The sequence below is a fragment of the Wolbachia endosymbiont (group B) of Episyrphus balteatus genome, from assembly GCF_947250575.1.
GTDB lineage: Bacteria > Pseudomonadota > Alphaproteobacteria > Rickettsiales > Anaplasmataceae > Wolbachia.
The window spans coordinates 230726-252126 of record NZ_OX366325.1; the positions used below are offsets into that span (position 1 = coordinate 230726).

The 21401-nt window shown below is 34.9% G+C and carries 16 protein-coding genes and 1 tRNA gene; 13 read left to right on the forward strand and 4 right to left on the reverse strand.

The features are described from left to right. The first annotated feature begins 1 nt into the window (after nucleotide 1). From rpsG to OOL05_RS01205, 11 genes are all read left to right on the forward strand, one after another. Nucleotides 2-478 carry a 30S ribosomal protein S7 gene (gene rpsG, locus OOL05_RS01155; RefSeq protein ID WP_264375825.1) on the forward strand — a complete coding sequence of 159 codons (477 nt, stop codon included), beginning with the start codon at nucleotides 2-4 and terminating at the stop codon, nucleotides 476-478. Between the two features lie 21 nt (nucleotides 479-499). Further along, nucleotides 500-2575 (forward strand): elongation factor G, encoded by a 2076-nt coding sequence (gene fusA / locus OOL05_RS01160; protein ID WP_264375824.1) that lies wholly within the window; start codon nucleotides 500-502, stop codon nucleotides 2573-2575. Nucleotides 2576-2587: 12 nt separating this feature from the next. Then, nucleotides 2588-3760, forward strand: coding sequence for an elongation factor Tu (gene tuf / locus OOL05_RS01165; protein ID WP_264729962.1), 1173 nt, complete (start codon nucleotides 2588-2590; stop codon nucleotides 3758-3760). A gap of 12 nt (nucleotides 3761-3772) precedes the next feature. After that, nucleotides 3773-3845: transfer RNA gene (locus tag OOL05_RS01170), tRNA-Trp, on the forward strand. Nucleotides 3846-3864: 19 nt separating this feature from the next. After that, complete coding sequence (gene secE, locus OOL05_RS01175; RefSeq protein WP_007301991.1) at nucleotides 3865-4065, forward strand: preprotein translocase subunit SecE; 201 nt, start codon at nucleotides 3865-3867, stop codon at nucleotides 4063-4065. Further along, a complete protein-coding gene (gene nusG, locus OOL05_RS01180; protein WP_010406831.1) occupies nucleotides 4055-4891 on the forward strand; it encodes a transcription termination/antitermination protein NusG in 837 nt (278 codons plus the stop codon). Before secE ends, nusG begins: the two co-directional genes overlap by 11 nt. A 2-nt stretch (nucleotides 4892-4893) precedes the next feature. Then, nucleotides 4894-5334: a 50S ribosomal protein L11 gene (locus tag OOL05_RS01185; protein WP_010406829.1), complete on the forward strand. Its 441-nt coding sequence runs from the start codon at nucleotides 4894-4896 to the stop codon at nucleotides 5332-5334. A 4-nt stretch (nucleotides 5335-5338) separates the two neighbouring features. Beyond that, nucleotides 5339-5992: a 50S ribosomal protein L1 gene (gene rplA / locus OOL05_RS01190; protein WP_264375820.1), complete on the forward strand. Its 654-nt coding sequence runs from the start codon at nucleotides 5339-5341 to the stop codon at nucleotides 5990-5992. 12 nt (nucleotides 5993-6004) lie between these two features. Next, complete coding sequence (rplJ, locus tag OOL05_RS01195; protein ID WP_007301987.1) at nucleotides 6005-6523, forward strand: 50S ribosomal protein L10; 519 nt, start codon at nucleotides 6005-6007, stop codon at nucleotides 6521-6523. 26 nt (nucleotides 6524-6549) lie between these two features. Continuing rightward, nucleotides 6550-6951, forward strand: coding sequence for a 50S ribosomal protein L7/L12 (gene rplL, locus OOL05_RS01200; protein WP_007301986.1), 402 nt, complete (start codon nucleotides 6550-6552; stop codon nucleotides 6949-6951). A gap of 58 nt (nucleotides 6952-7009) precedes the next feature. After that, nucleotides 7010-15529 (forward strand): DNA-directed RNA polymerase subunit beta/beta', encoded by an 8520-nt coding sequence (locus OOL05_RS01205; protein ID WP_264730478.1) that lies wholly within the window; start codon nucleotides 7010-7012, stop codon nucleotides 15527-15529. A 34-nt stretch (nucleotides 15530-15563) separates the two neighbouring features. Here the strand turns inward: OOL05_RS01205 and dusB are convergent, their stop codons facing one another. Genes dusB through OOL05_RS01220 form a run of 3 tightly spaced genes read right to left on the reverse strand, consistent with a single transcriptional unit; the run spans nucleotide 15564 to nucleotide 18009 of the window. Further along, nucleotides 15564-16514 (reverse strand): tRNA dihydrouridine synthase DusB, encoded by a 951-nt coding sequence (dusB, locus tag OOL05_RS01210; RefSeq protein WP_010402373.1) that lies wholly within the window; start codon nucleotides 16512-16514, stop codon nucleotides 15564-15566. 12 nt (nucleotides 16515-16526) lie between these two features. Beyond that, nucleotides 16527-16697 carry a hypothetical protein gene (locus OOL05_RS01215; RefSeq protein WP_264730481.1) on the reverse strand — a complete coding sequence of 57 codons (171 nt, stop codon included), beginning with the start codon at nucleotides 16695-16697 and terminating at the stop codon, nucleotides 16527-16529. Further along, nucleotides 16687-18009, reverse strand: coding sequence for a hypothetical protein (locus OOL05_RS01220; protein ID WP_264730482.1), 1323 nt, complete (start codon nucleotides 18007-18009; stop codon nucleotides 16687-16689). Before OOL05_RS01220 ends, OOL05_RS01215 begins: the two co-directional genes overlap by 11 nt. Nucleotides 18010-18136: 127 nt before the next feature. Between OOL05_RS01220 and serS the strand changes: the two genes are divergently transcribed. Beyond that, a complete protein-coding gene (gene serS / locus OOL05_RS01225; protein WP_264375838.1) occupies nucleotides 18137-19417 on the forward strand; it encodes a serine--tRNA ligase in 1281 nt (426 codons plus the stop codon). Nucleotides 19418-19448: 31 nt separating this feature from the next. Next, on the forward strand, nucleotides 19449-20720 hold the full coding sequence (gene purD / locus OOL05_RS01230) for a phosphoribosylamine--glycine ligase (protein WP_264375728.1): 1272 nt from the start codon (nucleotides 19449-19451) through the stop codon (nucleotides 20718-20720). Nucleotides 20721-20780: 60 nt separating this feature from the next. On the opposite strand, the gene OOL05_RS01235 is transcribed toward purD, so the two are convergent. Beyond that, nucleotides 20781-21278, reverse strand: a complete 498-nt coding sequence (locus tag OOL05_RS01235; protein WP_264375727.1) for an RDD family protein — start codon at nucleotides 21276-21278, stop codon at nucleotides 20781-20783. Nucleotides 21279-21401: the final 123 nt, after the last annotated feature.

Genomic DNA, 21401 nt, shown 5'->3' on the forward strand with positions numbered 1-21401 from the left:
TATGGCGCGTCGTAATAAAGCAAAAAAAAGAACAAGCCCTGACTCTCGTTATGATAGTGTCTTGCTTATGCGTTTTATTAATATAATTATGAAATGTGGTAAAAAATCTATTGCAGAAAAGATTGCTTATAGTGCTTTGTCCTTAGCTGAAAAGAAAATAGGCAAAGATGCCTTATCAATTTTTGAAACAGCAGTAGAAAATGTTACCCCTTCTATAGAAGTACGCTCTCGGCGTATTGGTGGTGCAACTTATCAAGTCCCTGTTGAAATTCGTCAAGATAGAGCAATTTCTTTGGCATTAAGGTGGATTGCTAGAGCAACTTCTGCTGCTCGAAAAAAGAGCGGTAGAACTACTGTTTATTGTTTGCAGTCTGAAATATTAGATGCTTATAATAAATGTGGTGGTGCATTTAAGATGTGTGAAGAAAAGTATAAAATGGCTGAAGCTAATAAGGCATTTTCTCATCTTCGTTTTTAATATTAGCTGATTGATTGTGGTATGGAAGTTTTAATATCTAGGTATAGAAATATAGGAATAATGGCTCATATAGATGCTGGCAAGACCACCACAACAGAGCGTATTTTATTTTATACTGGCAAACAAAATAGGATTGGTGAAGTGCACGATGGTGCAGCTTCTATGGATTGGATGGAGCAAGAGAAGGAGCGTGGCATTACAATTACCTCTGCTGCAACAACATGTTTTTGGAATGATCATAGGATTAATATAATAGATACTCCTGGTCATGTTGACTTCACTATTGAAGTTGAGAGATCTTTGAGGGTTTTGGATGGTGCGGTTGCTGTATTTGATGGAGTTGCTGGAGTTGAGCCTCAGTCTGAGACAGTTTGGCGTCAAGCTGATAAATATAACGTTCCTCGTATCTGCTTTGTTAATAAAATGGATAGAATCGGGGCAAATTTTTATCGATGTGTCGATATGATAAAAACGAAGCTTGGCGCATCACCTTTAGTTATTCAGTTGCCAATAGGAAGTGAGAAAGATTTTAAAGGCATAATCGATCTTATTTCTATGAAAGCTATTATATGGCAAGAAGAAACATTAGGCGCTAAATTTTCTTATGAAGATATTCCTTCTGATTTGCTTGATAAGGCTCAAGAGTATCGAAATTTTTTATTAGATGCTGCAGCTGAAATGGATGATGAGGCGATAAATACTTACTTTGAATCTAACGATCTGCCAATTGATTTGTTGAAAAAGTGTGTGAGAAGCGGGACCATTAAAGGAAAATTTGTCCCTGTATTATGTGGGTCAGCTTTTAAAAACAAAGGCGTGCAATCACTTTTAGATGGTGTGGTTGATTTTTTACCCTCTCCTATTGATGTTGATGTAATTATTGGAACTGATCCTAAAGATTCAGAAAAGAAAATTGAGATCAAACCTTCAGAAAAAGAGAAATTCGTTGCTCTTGCGTTTAAAGTGATGACGGATAAATTTGTAGGTAGCTTGACGTTTATTCGTATTTATTCCGGTAAGTTAAAATCTAAATCTGCTGTGTTAAATGCTGGAAAGAATGAGACTGAAGGAATTGGTAGAATGTTGCTTATGCATGCAAATAACAGAGAAGATATAAACGAAGCTAAAGTTGGTGATATAGTTGCCTTAGTTGGATTAAAGAAAACAATTACTGGTGATACTTTATGTTCATCTGATTTTCCTATACTATTAGAGCGTATGGAATTTCCTGATCCTGTTATTGAAATTGCTATAGAACCGAAAACCACCTCAGATCAGGAAAAATTAGGTGTTGCTTTGAATAGATTGGTTGCAGAAGATCCTTCTTTAAGGATGTCAGTAAATGCAGAGAGTGGGCAGACTATATTGAAAGGTATGGGTGAGCTGCATCTTGAGATTATTGTTGATAGAATGAAGCGCGAGTTTAATGTTGAAGCTAACGTTGGTGCGCCTCAAGTTGCATATCGTGAAACTATCACTAAATCTGTTGAAATTGATTACACTCATAAAAAACAATCAGGTGGTGCTGGTCAGTTTGCTAAAGTTAAAATAAAATTCGAACCTCTTGAGCCTGGTTTTGGCTTTCAGTTTGAAAGTAAAATTGTAGGCGGTGCTATTCCAAAAGAGTATATACCTGGAGTGCAAAATGGCTTGGAGTTGATAAAAGAAGGTGGTATAATTTCCGGCTTTCCATTGATTGATTTTAAGGCTACTCTTCTTGATGGTGCTTTTCATGATGTTGATTCTAGTCCTTTGGCTTTTGAACTTGCTGCTAAAGGTGCTTTTAAGGAAATGGCAAATAAAGCTGGTCCAAAAATGCTAGAACCTATAATGAAAGTGGAAATCATTACTCCTGAAGAATATATGGGTGATGTTATGGGTGATATAAATAGTAGAAGAGGCAGTGTTGTTGATATGCTGGATTTAGGTAATAATAGCAAAATAATTACTGCTTCGGTTCCTCTTGCAAATATGTTTGGTTATATAAATGTTTTGCGTTCTATATCTCAGGGAAGAGCTCAGTATAGTATGCATTTTTCTTGTTATGAACAAGTGCCACAATATGTGGTTGATGAGTTAAAGTTAAAGTATAATTAAAGGTTAGTAATTATGACAGCGATAGTAGAAGCATTTGGAAAGCCGCATATAAACGTGGGAACGATAGGACATGTGGATCATGGGAAGACAACGTTAACAGCGGCGATAACAAAGCATTATGGTAATTTTGTAGCATATGATCAAATAGATAAAGCGCCAGAAGAAAGAAAGAGAGGTATAACAATAGCAACAGCGCATGTTGAATATCAAACAGAAAAGAGACACTATGCACACGTTGATTGCCCTGGACATGCTGATTATGTAAAGAATATGATAGTAGGTGCAGCACAGATGGATGCAGCGATATTGGTAGTGTCAGGGGTTGATGGGCCGATGCCACAAACGAGAGAGCATATATTGCTGGCAAAACAGGTGGGTGTTGGATATATCGTGGTATATATAAATAAAGCTGATGTTGCTGATGCTGATATGATAGATTTGGTGGAAATGGAAGTGAGAGAGTTGCTGAGTAAGTATAAATTTCCAGGTGATGAAGTGCCTGTGATAGTTGGGTCTGCGTTAAAAGCATTAGAGGATGATAGTAGTGAGTATGGAAAGAAATCAATAGATAAATTGATGGAGAAGTTAGATGAGTATGTGGCAGTACCTCCAAGGCCTGTAGATTTGCCGTTTTTGTTGCCAATAGAAGATGTATTTTCAATATCGGGCCGAGGGACGGTAGTAACAGGAAGAATAGAGAAGGGGGAGATAAAGACAGGGGATGATATAGAGATAATAGGTCTGAAAGCGACGCAAAAGACGACATGTACTGGTGTTGAGATGTTTAAGAAGTTGCTAGATAAGGGAAGTGCAGGACTCAATGTAGGAATACTACTAAGAGGAACAAAGAGAGAAGAAGTGGAGAGAGGGCAAGTATTGGCAAAACCAGGGACAATAACCCCGCATAAGAAATTTAATGCGGAGGTGTATATATTGAAGAAAGAAGAAGGAGGAAGGCATACACCATTTTTTGGAAATTATCAGCCACAGTTTTATTTAAGGACAACGGATGTAACTGGGAGCATAAAATTGCTAGATGGAAAGGAGATGGTAATGCCAGGGGACAATGTAAGTATAGAAGTGGAGTTGCAAGTACCAATAGCAATGGATAAAGGATTACGTTTTGCGATAAGAGAAGGTGGTAGAACTGTTGGTTCTGGCGTTGTTTCGGAAATTTTAGAGTAAACTTTGAATTATAGGAGTGTAGCTCAATTGGTAGAGCGCTGGTCTCCAAAACCAGAGGTTGTAGGTTCAATTCCTATCGCTCCTGCATTAATATTATGGTAGAAATGTTAAAAAACCTGTATGTTTTTTTTTGCGATATAAAGCAAGAAATAAGGAGAATTGCTTGGATAAAAAAACAGCAGGTATTGTCATCTTTGTTTATTGTAATAACTGTTATATTATGCTTTTCGATTTTCTTTTGCTTCGTAGATTTTATGTCTCTTTACGTAATTAAGACTTTATTTGGAATTATTTATGGAATATAAGTATAAATGGTATATCATTAAAGTCGATTACGGGTATGAGAAGGATATATGCGAGTTGGCAACCAATACTGTTTACTTTAAGGAGGTGTTTATTCCTTATCAGACAGTATGTGATGTAAAATCTGATATAAAAGAGTTATGTGAAGTATATATATGTATGCATCTGTGTGATGAAAGCAAAAATATTTTGAATCAAATGACTGGGTTTTGTGGTGATGAGTCTGGTCATTTTGAGATGATTTCAGATGATGAGGTAATTTTAAAACGTAAGGAATTTAATAGATATAAGTGGTACATTTTAAGAGTTGCCTCTAATTATGAAGAGAAAGTGCGCCAATATATATTAGAAAATTCTATGAGATTGAATATTAATAATTATTTTAATAGGGTTTTTATTCCTTGTGAAGAATTAAGTGAGATGGATTTAAAATCTAAAAAAAATGCTAAACGAAGGAAGTCCTTTCCTGGTTATGTCTTTTTATACATGAATTTATGCGATGAGGTATTAAATTTTATTAATAATATACCAAAATCTCTTAAGGTTTATGGATTTTTGAAAAATGGTAATGTTCCAAAGGTGATTGAGGATAATGAGATTCGCTCAATGTGTAGTGCGCTTTACAATGCTCAAGAAACGAAAAAGTTGAGTTATGGTTATGAGAAAGGTGAAAAAGTAAAAATTAATGATGGTCTTTTTCAAAATTTTACTGGTAAGGTAGATATGGTAAATGATGAGAAAAAAATTATTAATATTGAAGTATCAATCTTAGGTAAGCCAACAATAATAGAGCTTGATTTGGCTCAAGTAGAGAAAATAGAGGATTAATTATGAGTAATGTAGTTGCTAAGATTAACTTGCTTATGGAAGCTGGAAAAGCAGTTCCAGGGCCGAAAATTGCTTCAGTACTTGGCCCGCGTGGTATACCTGTTCCTAAATTTTGTGAAGCTTTTAATAAAGCTACTAGCGCTGCTAACGCTAGTTATAAAGTAGGTGATTTAGTAACAGTGAGAATTTCCATAAAGGATGATCGCTCTCATGATTTTACTGTCAGCGGTCCGCCTGTGGCTTATTTGCTTAAGCAGGAAGCTAAATTAAGTAAAGGTTCTGGTAATTCTGGTAAAGAATTAGTGGCTAAATTATCTATGTCTGCTATCATTAAAGTGGCAAAGTGTAAGATGGTTGATATGAAAGTGGATAATGAAGATTCAGCAGTGAAGATGGTTATAGGCACTGCAAAATCTATGGGTATAGAAGTTGTGGAAGGTTAGGTAAATGAGTACATATAATGATGATTTTAAGCAGTGTTTGGAGAAGATTGTTGAGTCTGCTTCAGCAAAATTTAATGAATCAGTTGATATCGCAGTCAATTTAGGTGTAGATTCACGTAAATCTGAAGAGCAGGTGCGTGGTACAGTAGTGTTGCCTAAAGGTATCGGGAAGAATATTAAAGTAGCTGTTTTTGCTCAAGATAAACATTTATTAGAAGCTGAAAAAGCTGGTGCTGATATTACAGGAGGAGAAGATTTAATTGAAGAGATAAAAAAAGGTAGAAAGTTGAATGTTGATTGGTGCATCACTACTCCTGATTTCATGGCAAAAATCACTCCTATTGCAAAAGTATTGGGTGCTAAAGGGCTGATGCCTAACCCTAAATTTGGTACTGTGACTTCTAACATTGCGGAAGCTACTAAAACCATTAAGTCCGGTCAAATAAAATTCAGGACGGATAAGAATGGGGTTATTCATGGTAAATTAGGAAGTATTAAATTTGATATTGATGATTTGCTGGAAAATTTAAAAGCCTTTCTTAAAGTAATTAGAGACAATAAACCTGCTTCTGTGAAAGGAGTTTACTTTAAAAGCGTTTTTTTAAATTCAACTATGGGTAAAGCTCATAAAATAAACAAAGTAGAAGATATAATTTAAGGGAGCGAAATTGTGAAGCGTAAAGATAAGGATGAATTTATACAAAACATAATGAATGTGTTTGTAAATAATGATTTCTTAATATTGGTAAATTTCAAGTCTATGAATGTTAGCAATTCATTAATTCTTAGGAATAGTCTAAAATCTGTAATGGGTGGGATGTTAGTAGTTAAAAATACTCTAGCTTGCTTGGCTTTGGAAAGGACTGGTAAATTTTCTTATTTATCAGGTAAATTTTCTGGTTCTGTTGCTATTATATATTCTAGTGCTATAGTAGAAGCTGCAAAGTTAATAGTTGATTTTATTAATGCTAACAAAGAAAAAATGTCTGTGATTTGTGCGGCTCATATAAATGAATTGTTAACAGTGGAAGATGTTAACAAATTGGCTAAGCTTCCCTCTCTGGATGAATTGCGTGTTAAAATTATGCGTTTAATATCTTATGATATTCCTGCTCGGTTAGCATTGTCTATTAATTCATCTTCTATGAGGCTTATGAGAGTTTTGGATTACTATAGTTCTAAAAAATAAATTTGTTGTTAAATAAGGTGGTCAGTATGAATAATGTAACAAGTGATTTGGTTGATAAAATATTATCTTTAAATCTATTAGAAGCTTCTGAACTTGTAAAAGTTCTAGAAGAAAAAATAGGGTTGCCTAGTGGTTCTTTTCTTGGTGGAGCTGTTGGTGCTGGGGTGCCTATTAGTGATAATGCTAATGCTCCTGTTGCTCAAGAAAAAGCTGAATATAAAGTTGTAATCAAAGAGATTGATGCAAGCAAAAAAATAGGAGTGATTAAAGCTATTAGAGAAGTTAATTCTACATTGAATTTAAAAGAAGCGAAAGAATTAGTTGAGTCTTTACCCAAAGATTTGACTGCTAATGTTTCTAAAGACGAAGCAGAAAAAATAAAGCAAAAACTTATTGAAGCAGGAGCAACTAAAGTTGAGCTTGAATAAAATGTTAGTATATTAATTTTATGTTGATATAGCTCTTTTAATTAGTGAAGGTATTTTAATGGTTGATTCTTCTTATATGTGTGCTTCTAGTGCTTTTGTTCCTAGAGTTTCTTATTCCAGGTCGATTGATTTAAAAGATTCTTTGTTGGATTTGGTTAAAGTCCAAAAGGGGTCATATAATTCCTTTACTCCTAATAATGAGAGTAATGAAAGACTTGAAGCTATCTTTCATACAATTTTTCCAATATCTGATCCTTTGCATAGGGCTACTATCGAATTTTTGAATTGTAGGGTAGATGATCTTAAGTATAGTGAGTCTGAATGTATAAAACGTGGTATAACTTTTTCTGCTCAGGTTATTGCTTCTATACGTCTTGTTATTATGCAGGATGGTGTTTCTCTTGAAAAATATCAAGAGATTAAAGAAGATGATGATCATTCTAAGCTTGCAACTGTTATAAAATCTGCTGAAGAGCAGGAGGTTCGCTTTTGTGAACTGCCTATGATGACTGATAAAGGTACTTTCATCATCAATGGCGTAGAGAAAGTTATCGTTTCACAAATGCATAGATCTCCTGGAGTCTTTTTTGATAGTGATAAGGGAAAAACTTACAATTCTGGCAAATTGATCTATTCTGCTAGAGTTATTCCTTATAGAGGTTCTTGGCTTGATATTGAGTTTGATGTTAAAGATCATTTGTATTTTCGTATTGATAGAAAGAGAAAGTTGCCAATATCAGTTTTATTAAAGGCTTTGGGCTTATCAAATAATGACATACTTAATAAATTTTATGAAAAAATAGAGTATATAAAACATAAAAGTGGCTGGAGAGTACCTTTTTCCCCTGATAAATTCAAGGGAGTGAGGCTTCCTTTTGATTTAAAGAATGTTGAAGGCAATGTGTTACTTAAAGCTAATGTTCGTATTACTTCAAAATTAGCTAAAAATCTATATGATAACGGATTGAAAGAGTATCTAATTCCTTATGATTCTATATGTGGTTTATTTCTTGCAGAAGATTTAATAGATAGTGCTAGTTCTACAAAAGTCTTATCTGCTGGTGAATCTATAAAATTAGAGGATATAAAAAAGCTTGAATTATTATCTATAGATAAAATATCAGTGTTGAACATAGATAATGTTTCTGTTGGACCTTACATATTAAACACACTTTTCTTAGATGAAAACATGTCTTATGAGAACGCTCTATATGAAATATATAAGGTTTTGCGTCCTGGTGAAGTTCCTGTTTTAAAGATAGTAGAGGAGTTTTTTCGTAATCTTTTCTTCAGTTCGGAATATTATGATTTGTCTAACATTGGTAGATTAAAACTTAACTCTTGCCTTGGGTTAAATTATGAGGAAAATTTAACTACTTTAACACATGAAGACATTATTGAAATTATAAGAAAAATAGTATTGTTACGTGATGGTCAAGGATCTGTAGATGATATTGATCATTTAGCAAATAGAAGAGTCCGTTCAGTTGGAGAGTTTATAGAAAATCAATTTAGAACTGGATTATTAAAATTGGGACGGGCAGTAGTTGATTCTATGTCTACTTCTAGTTTAGATAAAGTCTCTCCATCTGATTTTATAAATCCAAAAGTGTTAACCAATGTCTTAAGAGATTTTTTCAACTCTTCCCAATTATCTCAATTTATGGATCAGACTAATCCATTATCTGAAATAACACATAAAAGAAGGTTGTCAGCGTTAGGTCCTGGTGGTTTAACAAGAGAGAGGGCGGGATTTGAAGTGCGTGATGTTCATCCAACTCATTACGGAAGAATTTGCCCTATTGAAACTCCTGAGGGGCAGAATATAGGCTTAATTAATAGCTTAGCTATATACGCTCGTATTAATAAATATGGGTTCATTGAAAGTCCTTATAGGAAAGTAGTTAATAAGGTTGTTACTGATCAAATTGAGTATCTGTCTGCTATAGATGAAGGTTTATATTATATAGCCGATACCAGCGCAAAGCTTGATGAGAACAACTGCTTTGTTGATGATATGTTATACTGTAGGTATGCTGGTACCTTTGTAATGGTAAATAGTAATCAAGTAAGTTACATTGATTTATCTCCTAAGCAGGTAATATCGGTTGCTGCTTCTTTAATTCCATTTTTAGAAAATGATGATGCTAATAGAGCGTTAATGGGTTCAAATATGCAGCGTCAAGCTGTACCTTTATTGAAGCCTACTGCTCCTTTGGTTGCTACTGGCATGGAGTCTTTCGTAGCTTCTGGCTCTGGTGCTGTAGTTTTAGCAAAACGTGGTGGCATAGTTGACAGCTCAGATAGTAACTCTATAGTTATACGTGCTTTTGACAAAGGAGGAATTAACTACTTGGATGTAGATATTTATCATCTAAGAAAATTTCAGCGTTCTAACCATAATACTTGTATTAACCAGAAACCACTGGTGCATGTAGGTGATTGTGTTAAGGAAGGTGATGTGATAGCTGATGGTCCTGCTATTAATAACGGTGAATTGGCACTTGGCCAAAACTTGCTAGTCGCTTTTATGTCTTGGCAAGGTTATAATTTTGAAGACTCAATCATTATTTCTAGTGAAGTTGTTAAAAAAGATCTATTTACTTCTATTCATATAGAAGAATTTGAATGTGTTGTACATGACACTCCTTTAGGGTCGGAAAAAATAACTCGTGCCATACCCGGTGTTAATGAAGAAAATCTTTATCACTTGGATGATAGTGGTATAGTAAAGGTTGGTACAAGAGTTGGTCCAGGTTATATTTTGGTGGGGAAAGTTACACCTAAGCATTCTCTTTCATTGCCTCCTGAGACAAAATTGTTAATGACAATTTTTGGTGAAAAGTCATTTGATTGTGTGGATTCCTCTTTATATACATCTCCAGATATTGAAGGGATAGTGATTGATGTGAAGGTCTTTACACGCAGAGGGGAAGAAGAAAACGAAAGGGCGTTTCTTATTAAACAAAAAGAGGCAAACGACTTTGAGAAAGAACGAGACCATATAATCAATGTTATTAATCAATATTTCTATGATGAATTAAGAAAAATTCTTATTAATTCTGGCTCTCAAGATCGAGAAAGTATTAATTTTATTGAACGTGAGGGATGGTGGGATATAGGATTGAAAAACCAATCTATTTCTAAGCAAGTTGAGAGCTTAAAAATAGATTTTGATGAAAAAGTATCACATGCGATAGCAAACTTTAAGCGAAAAGTAGAAAAATTGCATGAAGGCTATGATCTGCCTCAAGGTGTGTCGATGTCAGTAAAAGTTTTTATTGCTGTAAAACATAGTTTGCAGCCAGGGGATAAAATGGCTGGTAGACATGGAAATAAAGGTGTGATTTCTCGAGTTGTTCCAGTAGAAGATATGCCTTATTTAGAAGATGGTACTCCTATTGATATTATTCTTAACCCTCTTGGCGTTCCTTCGCGAATGAATGTAGGTCAAATATTGGAAACGCATGTAGGTTGGGCTTGTAAAAAATTAGGAGAAAAAGTAGGCAATATTCTTGATGAGATCAATAAAATCAAACGTGCTTTTTGTGAGGCAATTAGATCTCTCAGTGATGATGATTTTGAAAAATTTGCAGCATTATATCTTGATAATAAAAAATTTGAGGATATTAATGATGATGAAATAACGGCTTCTATTTTAGATACGCCTAATAAGGATGAATTAAATAATGAATTGACTACATTAGTAGAGAATTATTTCAACTCTTGTAAAGATGCACACAGTAGTTTACGTCACTTCCTGATTGAGGTTTATAGTTGTGGCAGTAATTTATCTATTTGTAATAACATTCGCGATATTAATGATAATCACCTCATTGAATTTGCGTATAAGTTGCGTGATGGCATTCCTGTTACTGCACCTGTATTTGAAGGTCCAAAAGATGAACAAATAGTAAAGCTATTTGAACTTGCTGGATTGGATAACTCTGGGCAAGTTGTATTATATGATGGTTGCTCGGGTGAGAAGTTTGATCGCAAAGTTACAGTTGGTTACATGTACATGCTTAAGTTGCATCACTTAGTAGATGGTAAAATTCATGCGCGTTCAGTAGGACCTTATAGTTTGGTTACTCAACAACCTCTTGGAGGAAAGTCTCATTTTGGTGGTCAGCGTTTTGGTGAAATGGAATGTTGGGCACTGCAAGCCTACGGTGCTGCTTACACTTTGCAGGAAATGTTAACTGTGAAGTCTGATGACATTAATGGCAGGGTTAAGATTTATGAATCGGTAATAAAAGGTGACAGTAACTTTGAATGTGGAATTCCTGAATCCTTTAATGTCATGATAAAAGAGTTGCGTTCCTTGTGTTTTAATGTGGATTTGAAGCAAAATGACATAGTAATTGAAGATATATCTCACACTAATATCGCACAATCTTTTAATGAGGTTAGCATTTCCATTGCTAGCCCTGAAAGTATTAAACGTATGTCTTATGGAGAGATAACAGATGTTTCAACTGCAAACTACCGTACATTCAAAGTTGAGAAAGGTGGATTATTTTGTCCTAAAATTTTTGGTCCTGTCAATGATGATGAATGTTTATGTGGAAAGTACAAAAAAAGAAGACATAGGGGCCGTATATGCGAAAAATGTGGAGTAGAAGTTACATCTTCTAAAGTAAGAAGAGAAAGAATGGGTCATATAGAGCTTGCATCTCCTGTTGCTCATATATGGTTTTTGAAGTCACTTCCTTCAAGAATTGGAGCATTATTAGATATGTCTCTTAGAGATATCGAAAGTATTTTATATAGTGATAATTATGTTGTAATAGATCCTCTTGTTTCCTCTTTTGAAAAAGGTGAAATTATTAGTGAGAAAGCTTATAATGAAGCTAAAGATAGCTATGGGGTTGATAGCTTTATAGCTATGCAAGGTGTTGAAGCTATAAGAGAATTGCTAATACGCCTTGATTTACATGAAATTAGGAAGAATTTAAGACAGGAGTTAGAGTCTGTTGCTTCTGAAATGAGAAGAAAGAAAATTATAAAGAGATTACGTATTGTTGAAAATTTTATCAAGTCTGGAAACAGACCTGAGTGGATGATACTTACAGCTATACCTATTTTACCACCTGACTTGCGTCCCTTGGTATCGCTTGAAAGTGGTCGACCTGCAGTTTCTGATTTAAATCATCATTATAGAACTATTATTAATAGAAATAATAGATTGAGAAAATTGTTAAGTTTGAATCCTCCTGAGATTATGATTCGTAATGAGAAAAGAATGTTACAAGAGGCAGTTGATTCTCTTTTTGATAATAGTCGTCGTAATGCTCTGGTAAATAAAGCTGGCGCTACTGGATATAAAAAGTCTATTAGCGATATGCTGAAAGGAAAGCAAGGTCGTTTCCGTCAGAATCTTTTAGGAAAAAGGGTAGATTATTCTGGACGTTCTGTAATAGTTGTTGGTCCAACTTTAAAACTAAATCAGTGTGGATTACCGAAAAGAATGGCTCTTGAGTTATTCAAGCCTTTTGTTTACTCAAGGCTTAAAATATATGGAATGGCTCCAACTATTAAATTTGCTAGTAAGTTAATAAGAGCAGAAAAGCCAGAAGTCTGGGATATGCTTGAAGAAGTAATAAAAGAGCATCCTGTTTTGCTAAATAGAGCGCCTACGCTACATAGGCTTGGTATTCAGGCTTTTGAGCCAGTCCTTATTGAAGGTAAAGCAATACAGCTTCATCCACTTGTTTGTACAGCATTTAACGCTGACTTTGATGGTGATCAAATGGCGGTACATGTGCCAATTTCATTGGAAGCTCAACTTGAAGCTAGAGTGTTGATGATGTCAATTAATAACGTTTTAAGTCCTTCTAATGGAAGACCGATTATAGTTCCTAGTAAAGATATAGTGCTTGGTATATACTACCTAACTTTACAGCAACTTAAGGAGGATGATTTACCACTTTTCTGTTCTTTTTGTGAAGTTGAGCATTCCTTAAACAACGGTACTCTACATATTCATTCTCATATAAAGTACAAAATGGAATACATCAATAGCGATGGAAACATTCAGTATAAAACTATTTGTACAACTCCTGGACGTTTAATATTATGGCAGATTTTTCCTAAACATGAGAATCTAAGCTTCGATTTAATAAATCAGGTATTAACAGTTAAGGAAATAACTAGTATTGTTGATTTAGTATATCGTAGCTGCGGTCAAAGTGCTACAGTGGTATTTTCTGATAAATTGATGACACTTGGCTTTGAGTATGCTACATTTTCTGGTACTTCTTTTAGTCGTTGCGATATGGTCATACCTGAAACTAAAGCTACACACGTTGATTATACAAGGGGTGAAATTAAGAAATTTTCTGCACAGTATCAAGACGGACTAATCACTAAAAGTGAGAGGTATAATAAAGTTATAGATGAGTGGTCTAAGTGCACAGATATAATAGCGAATGATATGTTAAAAGCGATATCTGTGTATGATGAAAATAGTAAGTACAATTCAATATATATGATGGTTAGCTCAGGTGCAAGAGGTTCTACTTCCCAGATGAAGCAGTTAGCAGGAATGCGAGGGTTAATGACCAAACCTTCTGGTGAAATTATAGAAACACCTATAATTTCTAATTTTCGCGAAGGATTAAATGTATTTGAATACTTTAATTCTACTCACGGTGCGCGTAAAGGTTTAGCTGATACTGCACTTAAAACTGCAAACTCTGGATACTTAACTCGTCGCTTGGTTGATGTATCTCAAAATTGCATAGTTACAAAACATGACTGTAAAACGAAAAATGGCCTTATTGTAAGAGCTATAGTTGAAGGTAGTACTATAGTTGCATCTCTAGAGAGTGTTGTACTGGGTAGAACAGCTGCAAATGATATATATAACCCAGTAACCAAAGAGTTATTATTAAAAGCAGGGGAATTAATTGATGAAGGTAAAGTAAAGCAAATCAACATTGCAGGTCTTGATGCTATAAAAATTAGATCGCCTTTAACTTGTGAAATAAGTCCTGGTGTGTGTTCTTTGTGTTATGGAAGAGACCTTGCAACTGGTAAAATTGTTTCAATAGGTGAAGCAGTTGGTGTTATCGCTGCTCAATCTGTTGGAGAGCCAGGTACTCAGTTAACGATGCGTACTTTCCATATAGGTGGGGTAATGACTAGAGGTATTGAATCCTCAAATATTATAGCTTCTATTAATGCTAGAATAAAACTAAACAATAGTAATATAATTATAGATAAAAACGGAAATAAAATTGTGATAAGCCGTTCCTGTGAAGTCGTTTTAATTGATAGCCTTGGTAGTGAAAAATTGAAGCACAGTGTGCCTTATGGTGCTAAACTTTATGTAAATGAGGGTGAGTTAGTAAAAATTGGTGATAAAGTTGCGGAATGGGATCCGTATACACTACCTATTATTACGGAAAAGAGTGGTACAATATCTTACCAAGATTTAAAAGATGGAATTTCAATCACTGAAGTGATGGATGAATCTACAGGAATATCAAATAGAGTAGTAAAAGATTGGAAATTGCACTCTGGTGTAGCTAATTTACGTCCTCGTATTGCACTGCTTGATGATAATGAAAAAGTAATAACACTTTCAAGTGGTGTGGAAGCATGTTACTTTATACCAGTTGGTGCAGTGCTTAATGTACAGGATGGCCAAAAGGTTCATGCAGGTGATGTTATCACAAGAACGCCGAGAGAGTCAGTTAGAACTCGTGATATTACTGGTGGCTTGCCTAAGGTTATAGAATTATTTGAAGCACGTCGTCCTAAAGAGCATGCTATCGTTAGTGAAATAGATGGCTATGTAACGTTCTCTGAAAAAGACCGTAGAGGAAAACGCAGTGTAGTAATTAAACCTGTAGATGAGCAAGCTTCTCAAGTTGAGTATTTAGTATCAAGAAGTAAGCATGTAATAGTCAATGAAGGTGATTTTGTGCGTAAAGGTGATTTATTGATGGATGGCGATCCTGATCTTCATGATATTCTACGTGTGCTTGGGTTAGAAGCGTTAGCACACTATATGATTTCTGAAATACAGCAAGTTTATAGATTGCAAGGTGTGCGCATAGATAACAAGCATTTAGAAGTGATCTTAAAGCAAATGCTACAAAAAGTAGAAATTACCGATCCTGGTGATACTATGTACTTAATTGGAGAAAATATCGACAGGCTGGAAATTGATAGAGAAAATGATGCTATGAATAACTCTGGAAAACGACCTGCTCATTATCTTCCTATTCTGCAGGGAATTACTAGAGCAAGCCTTGAAACTAATTCCTTTATTTCTGCTGCCTCTTTCCAAGAAACAACAAAAGTACTTACGGAAGCAGCATTTTGCGGAAAGAGTGATCCTTTGAGTGGGTTAAAAGAAAATGTTATAGTAGGAAGGTTAATTCCTGCTGGTACGGGTCTGATTATGAATAAGGTGAAAGCACTTTCGCTTTGTGAAAATATAGATAAATATGAAAAATATTTTGATATTGAGACTTATGACGAAAAATTGCTGAGTGATAATAGTTATCAATTACATTCTGATGAAGAAGAGAGTGTGGTGGCATCGCACTATGATCAGTCAAATTGAATATATCTAATGAGGTAGTATGTTTAATCTGTTTTTAACTAAAAAAATCAATTATATTTTCTTTCACCTCTGTGCTGTCTATTATGTTATTTACTCTTACACGAAATTCAGATGAGTTTTGAAGCCCGCTACTGTACCATCCTATATGTTTGCGGGCCATCTTTATTCCTGTATCGCTTCCATAGTACTCAAGAATACTGTCATAATGCTTGAGTATTATGCTTAATCTCTCTGAGGCTGTTGGCTCAGAAACTTTATTTCCACTCAAAAAGTTTATTGCTTGATTAATCAGCCAAGGTTTGCCGTAAGCACCACGACCTATCATTACTCCATCTGCCCCAGATTCTTTAAGTGCACTTTGAACATCATTCAAACTCTTAATATCTCCATTTACTATAACTGGAATTTTTACCTGCTCTTTAACATTTCTAACGAATTTCCAATCTGCTTGACCATTATAAAGCTGTGCCCTTGTCCTTCCATGTACAGTAATCATCTTTGCTCCCAAATCTTCTGCAATTTTTGCCAAGCGCGGAGCATTACGATTTTCGTCATTCCATCCAGTACGCATTTTTACTGTAACTGGCACACTCACTGCCTTGACTACAGCTTCTATTATCTCAGCAGCCTTTTTTTCATCACGCATAAGTGCTGACCCTGCGTAACCGTTTACAACTTTTTTAACTGGACAACCAAAATTTATATCTATGATTTTTGCACCCATGCCCTCATTTAACTTTGCAGCTTCCGCCATAACATCAGGCTCACAACCAGCAAGTTGTACAGCGGTTAGTTCATCGACTTTTGCTTTTTGCATGCTCTGGCGAGTTTGCATGATCATAGCTCTGCTTGCAATCATTTCTGAGACTAGCAAACTTGCACCAAGTTTCTTTACAATACTCCTAAATGGATAGTCAGTCACTCCAGACATTGGCGCTAAAATAACTGGAGAATCAATCGTCAAACTTCCTATTTGTAGGGACATAGATTTTATAGATTAATTACTTAAGCCCAAACGTCTTGCACACGTTGTAGTAACATTTTGAATAATCGAACTTATGGTAGATTGTGCCTCCTCTTTCTTACTATCTTCAGAAATGAGCTGCTGTATAGTATCATGTAAAATTCCACCTTCAGCAATGGATTCTTTCCACTCTTCATCCTCCATAAGTGCTTTTGCGAACTCTCTTCTCGTGCAATTGTCCTGGCCTAGGCTTGTACTTTGATAACTCTCTGTCAATTTCATCAAATGATTTATCCTCGTTGAGCATTTCCGTAATCCTATGAGCATTTTCTAAAGCAAATACTCCACAATTACAGCCATCTTTTTGCTGATCAACCGCAGAACTCTTTATGCTATCATTTCCTATCTCTAAGGTTTCCTGCAATATGCCCACTATATAACTAGTATCAATTGGCTTACTAACTAACTTATTTCTATATTCTCTTGCATGACCTAATGTTTTTTCAACATCATCTTTTTTCTCTTTAAGGCTAGCATTATCTGGATTATTTTCTCTTTTCCGTATTAAACTTCCCACCTCATTATTTAAGGGTACTAGACACTTCTCAGCAATCTCATTAGCAAGACTTATATCGTCTTTTACCTTTCCTTCAACCTCATTTGGTAATTTATTACCAAATGAGTCACAATAATAAGCTCTAAATTGTCTGTTACCATTACATGTGACTATCAGTGTTACCCAGTGATTTCCTCCTAAATTAATAATCGAGGCAAAGATTTTTTTTGTGTTCCCTTGTTCTATTTTATACTCTTTCAGTTTTGAGTTTAAAGTACTCACATCACCAGGAATACAAAAAACTACATTGCCACTTGAATTTTCTGAATAGTTATATACAGCTCTTGCAATATGAGAAATATCATGTTCTTGTAGCCAGTAATAGTAATTTTCTCTATTTGTCTGATGCATAAGAGTTTGTAAATCTTCATGAAACTCTTTGCCACCCAAACCACTATCTCCTGAAGCATTAGAATTTCTACGACTATTGTTACTTGAGGCAGGTTCACTTCCTGGTACAATACCACTATCTGTAGATGGAGAATAGGAATTTCTACGTACCCTCTTATCCGAATCATTTGTTTGTCTTGATATAGTATCTAGTCCACTATCCAGTGATTTACTTCTTGTGAATTTTTGCTCTTTTGGACTCTTTTCTTCCTTTACAGTTCCTTTTTCATCAACATAACCTTTTACCAAGTAAAATAAAGGTTCAATAACCATCTTGTATGTCGCTGCAAGCACTATTCCCATTAAGATCCAAGCTATAGGGTTGGAGATGAGCATAGCAAGTGGTAAGGTTAAGAGGAAAGATCCCATTATCAATCCCAAACAGCCAATGGTAAATGTAGTCGCCAAATATATACAAAAAGCGTAGACAGCAAATCTTCCACTAGACTTAAGTTTAGTGAAGTGAGTACTCTCTTTAGATTTATTGTATCTTTCTATGATGGCTAACATATTATATTTCACGTTTATCAATTCTAGCAAATTATGAAGGTAAAATCAATATTAGCATTTATATGTAAAAATATTGAGCATTCAAAGCTTTTGAAGTAGAGTAATGATGTTAGTAATAGCACAACATATGCATGATATAGAACATATACGCAAAAACCCTAAAGGATTTGAAAAAGCAATAAAAAGCAGAGGGGTGAAAGAATTTACTGCAAAAGAAATATTAGAGATAGACCATAAAAAAAGATCACTGACTACTAAATTGCAAGCTTTAAATAAGCAACGAAACGAGGTCACGGAAGAAATAAAGAGGCTTAAAATGAGCAAGAGCCCTTGTGAAGAGCAAATAGAGTTGTCAAAAGACATCACGAATGAGATAGAGGCAATTAGCTTAAAGGAACAAGCAGAAAAGGATAAGTTAGTGAATGTTTTATCTAACTTGCCGAATATTCCTGCGCAAGATGTGCCAATAGGCGCAGATGAGAACTCTAATTTAGAGGTGAGAAGATATGGAGGAAAAAGACAGTTTGATTTTGTACCGGAATCTCATTATGAACTCGGAGAAAAATTAGGTTTAATAGACTTCGAACAAGCGGCGAAAATTTCCGGATCAAGATTTGCGATATTAAAAGGACAGTTAGCTAAGCTTGGACGAGCGCTAATAAATTTTATGCTTGAAATGCATGTTAATGAATTTGGCTATACTGAAGTGTACCACCCAGCTTTGGTGAAAAACGAAGCTATGTATAATGTTGGTCAGCTACCGAAATTTTCTGACGATTCGTATTTAACTACCGACGAATTGAGATTAATTCCCACAAGTGAAGTGTTTTTAACGAATTTGGTTGCTGATAAAATAGTAGAGGAAAAAGAACTGCCTATTCGTTTTACTGCATATTCAGAATGTTTTCGTAAAGAAGCTGGCAGTGCAGGACGAGATACAAGAGGTATGATAAGGCAACACCAATTTGGTAAAGTGGAGTTGGTAAGCATCACAACTGAAGACCAGTCAAAAGACGAGCTTGAACGTATGACTAGTGTTGCTGAAGAGATATTAAAAAAACTAGAATTACCGTACAGAGTAATGCTACTTTGCAGTGGCGATATGGGTTTTGCTGCACAAAAGACTTATGACATAGAGGTATGGTTACCTGAGCAAAATAAATATAGAGAAATATCAAGCTGCTCAAATTGCGGTACGTTCCAGGCAAGAAGAATGAATACTAAATACTTCTTAGAAACTGACAGAAAAACAAAAAAATACGTTCACACTTTAAACGGCTCAGCTTTAGCCATAGGAAGAACAATTGTTGCCATAATGGAGAATTATCAAAATTCCGATGGGTCAGTTACAATACCAAACGTGTTGCAAAGATACATGAGTAATGATACTGTTATAAGCAAACAATAATTTTGACATATAGAAAAGCGAGGAAATAAAGATGAAGGTTCTGGTTATAGGTTCTGGTGGGCGTGAGCATGCTTTACTTTGGGCTTTAAAGAAGTCTCCTACCTTGACTAAGTTATATGTTACTCCTGGTCGCCCGGCCATGGAAAATTTTGGAGTTCTTGTGAATATAAATATTCAAGATTCAGTGGATGTTACACAATTTTGCAAGAAAGAAAATATAGAGCTAGTGATTATTGGTCCAGAGCAGCCGATAATTAATGGGCTTGCTGATGATTTAACTGCGGAGGGGATAAACGTTTTTGCTCCAAGTCAAGCAGCTGCAAAACTTGAGGCATCAAAGTCTTTTACGAAGGAACTATGTAAACAATATGGTATACCGACCGCCAAATATGAACGTTTTATTGATGAAAGGTTAGCTAAAAATTTTGTCCGTAGTAATAAAATAAAATTGCCGCTTGTAATTAAAGCAAATGGAATTGCAGCAGGGAAAGGTGTCATAATATGCCACACAGAAAATGAGGCTTTTTCAGCAATAGATTCAATGCTAGTGGAGAAAAATCTTGGTGAGTCAGGTGAAGAAATAATCATAGAAGAGTTTTTAATTGGAGAGGAAGTAAGTTTTTTTGCTCTTATTGATGGGTTGAAGGTAGTAACCTTTGGGTGTGCAAAAGATTACAAGAGAGTTGGTGAAAATAACGAGGGACAAAATACTGGAGGCATGGGGTCATACTCATCACCTTCGATTATAAGTAAGGAGATGGAGCAAAAAATTATCCAAAAAATAATATATCCTACAATTCAAGCACTGACTAACATGGGAACATCCTATAAAGGAGTACTCTTTGCTGGTTTAATGATTTGCAAAGATAGTCCAAAGCTTCTTGAGTATAATGTTAGGTTTGGGGATCCGGAAACACAATCCATGTTACCTAGGCTTGATTCAAGTTGTGATTTGTTAAAATTGATGTTGTCAGTTGCAGAAGGAAAGTTAAATACAAAAGTAGTGGAGTTTAATGACAAAGCTACAGTTTGTGTAGTTGTTGCAAGTAAAGGCTATCCTGGTGATTATCAAAAGGGAGAAGTAATTAAAGGATTGGATAAAATTGAAAACATTCCTGGTGTACTAGTGTTTCATGCTGGTACTAAGTTGGATGAAAGTGGTAATTGGATTTCCGATGGCGGAAGAGTGCTAAATATAGTAGGAGAAGGAAACACTGTGGAAGAAGCTAAAAGTAAAGTGTACTCAGCGTTAAATTTTCTAGAATGGTCAGGTGGGTTCTTCAGGTATGATATTGGTAGTTAATTTAGCTCATGCAGAAACAAAAAAAGTCACTTTGCAAGTAGTAATACACATAGAAAAATATCAACTAGGTTTATAGTCTATCACTACTGTTTTTGCAATTTTATCATGAAGAAACTGCTTACGTTGGTCAAATATTGCGAATATAAAAACTAGAATCGGTAAAATTGCAAACCACTGAGAAACATAATCAATTAAAAAAAGAAAAACAAATGATAAAGCTGCCTCAGAAATGCACCTTATTGTTGCTTGCATTAGAGTAACACTTTTAAATGTATTTGCATCTTTGACATACATACCACATAACAACTGTCCTGGAGTACCTCCCAGTCTTGTTATCATTAATATTTCTAATACTGTGTACAGCATTGATGTAAAGATTGTATAAGGAGATGTTAACTGTTTAATTTCGTCATGAAAGTTATCAACTTCGTGATTGCCAGATACTGCAATGTATAGAATGAATAAAGGAAAGAAAAATATGATATAGTCAAGTACTTCTGCTACAGTACGCCTTGTAAACCCTACATAATTTACTTTAACACTCGTTTCAGTATTCATATATACCCCACCTATATTTTATATTACCAACTAATATAAAGATACGTTATTAAACAATCGTAAATATGCCAATTTGGATAATATTGACCCACTCTATTATTTGAATTAACATTAAATTATTTA

Excerpts from the sequence above, each read along its gene's own strand:
- rpsG (WP_264375825.1), top strand. The coding sequence starts at position 2 with ATGGCGCGTCGTAATAAAGCAAAAAAAAGAACAAGCCCTGACTCTCGT.
- fusA (WP_264375824.1), top strand. The coding sequence starts at position 500 with ATGGAAGTTTTAATATCTAGGTATAGAAATATAGGAATAATGGCTCAT.
- tuf (WP_264729962.1), top strand. The coding sequence starts at position 2,588 with ATGACAGCGATAGTAGAAGCATTTGGAAAGCCGCATATAAACGTGGGA.
- secE (WP_007301991.1), top strand. The coding sequence starts at position 3,865 with ATGTTAAAAAACCTGTATGTTTTTTTTTGCGATATAAAGCAAGAAATA.
- nusG (WP_010406831.1), top strand. The coding sequence starts at position 4,055 with ATGGAATATAAGTATAAATGGTATATCATTAAAGTCGATTACGGGTAT.
- OOL05_RS01185 (WP_010406829.1), top strand. The coding sequence starts at position 4,894 with ATGAGTAATGTAGTTGCTAAGATTAACTTGCTTATGGAAGCTGGAAAA.
- rplA (WP_264375820.1), top strand. The coding sequence starts at position 5,339 with ATGAGTACATATAATGATGATTTTAAGCAGTGTTTGGAGAAGATTGTT.
- rplL (WP_007301986.1), top strand. The coding sequence starts at position 6,550 with ATGAATAATGTAACAAGTGATTTGGTTGATAAAATATTATCTTTAAAT.
- OOL05_RS01205 (WP_264730478.1), top strand. The coding sequence starts at position 7,010 with ATGGTTGATTCTTCTTATATGTGTGCTTCTAGTGCTTTTGTTCCTAGA.
- dusB (WP_010402373.1), bottom strand. The coding sequence starts at position 16,514 with ATGTCCCTACAAATAGGAAGTTTGACGATTGATTCTCCAGTTATTTTA.
- OOL05_RS01215 (WP_264730481.1), bottom strand. The coding sequence starts at position 16,697 with ATGGAGGATGAAGAGTGGAAAGAATCCATTGCTGAAGGTGGAATTTTA.
- OOL05_RS01220 (WP_264730482.1), bottom strand. The coding sequence starts at position 18,009 with ATGTTAGCCATCATAGAAAGATACAATAAATCTAAAGAGAGTACTCAC.
- serS (WP_264375838.1), top strand. The coding sequence starts at position 18,137 with ATGCATGATATAGAACATATACGCAAAAACCCTAAAGGATTTGAAAAA.
- purD (WP_264375728.1), top strand. The coding sequence starts at position 19,449 with ATGAAGGTTCTGGTTATAGGTTCTGGTGGGCGTGAGCATGCTTTACTT.
- OOL05_RS01235 (WP_264375727.1), bottom strand. The coding sequence starts at position 21,278 with ATGAATACTGAAACGAGTGTTAAAGTAAATTATGTAGGGTTTACAAGG.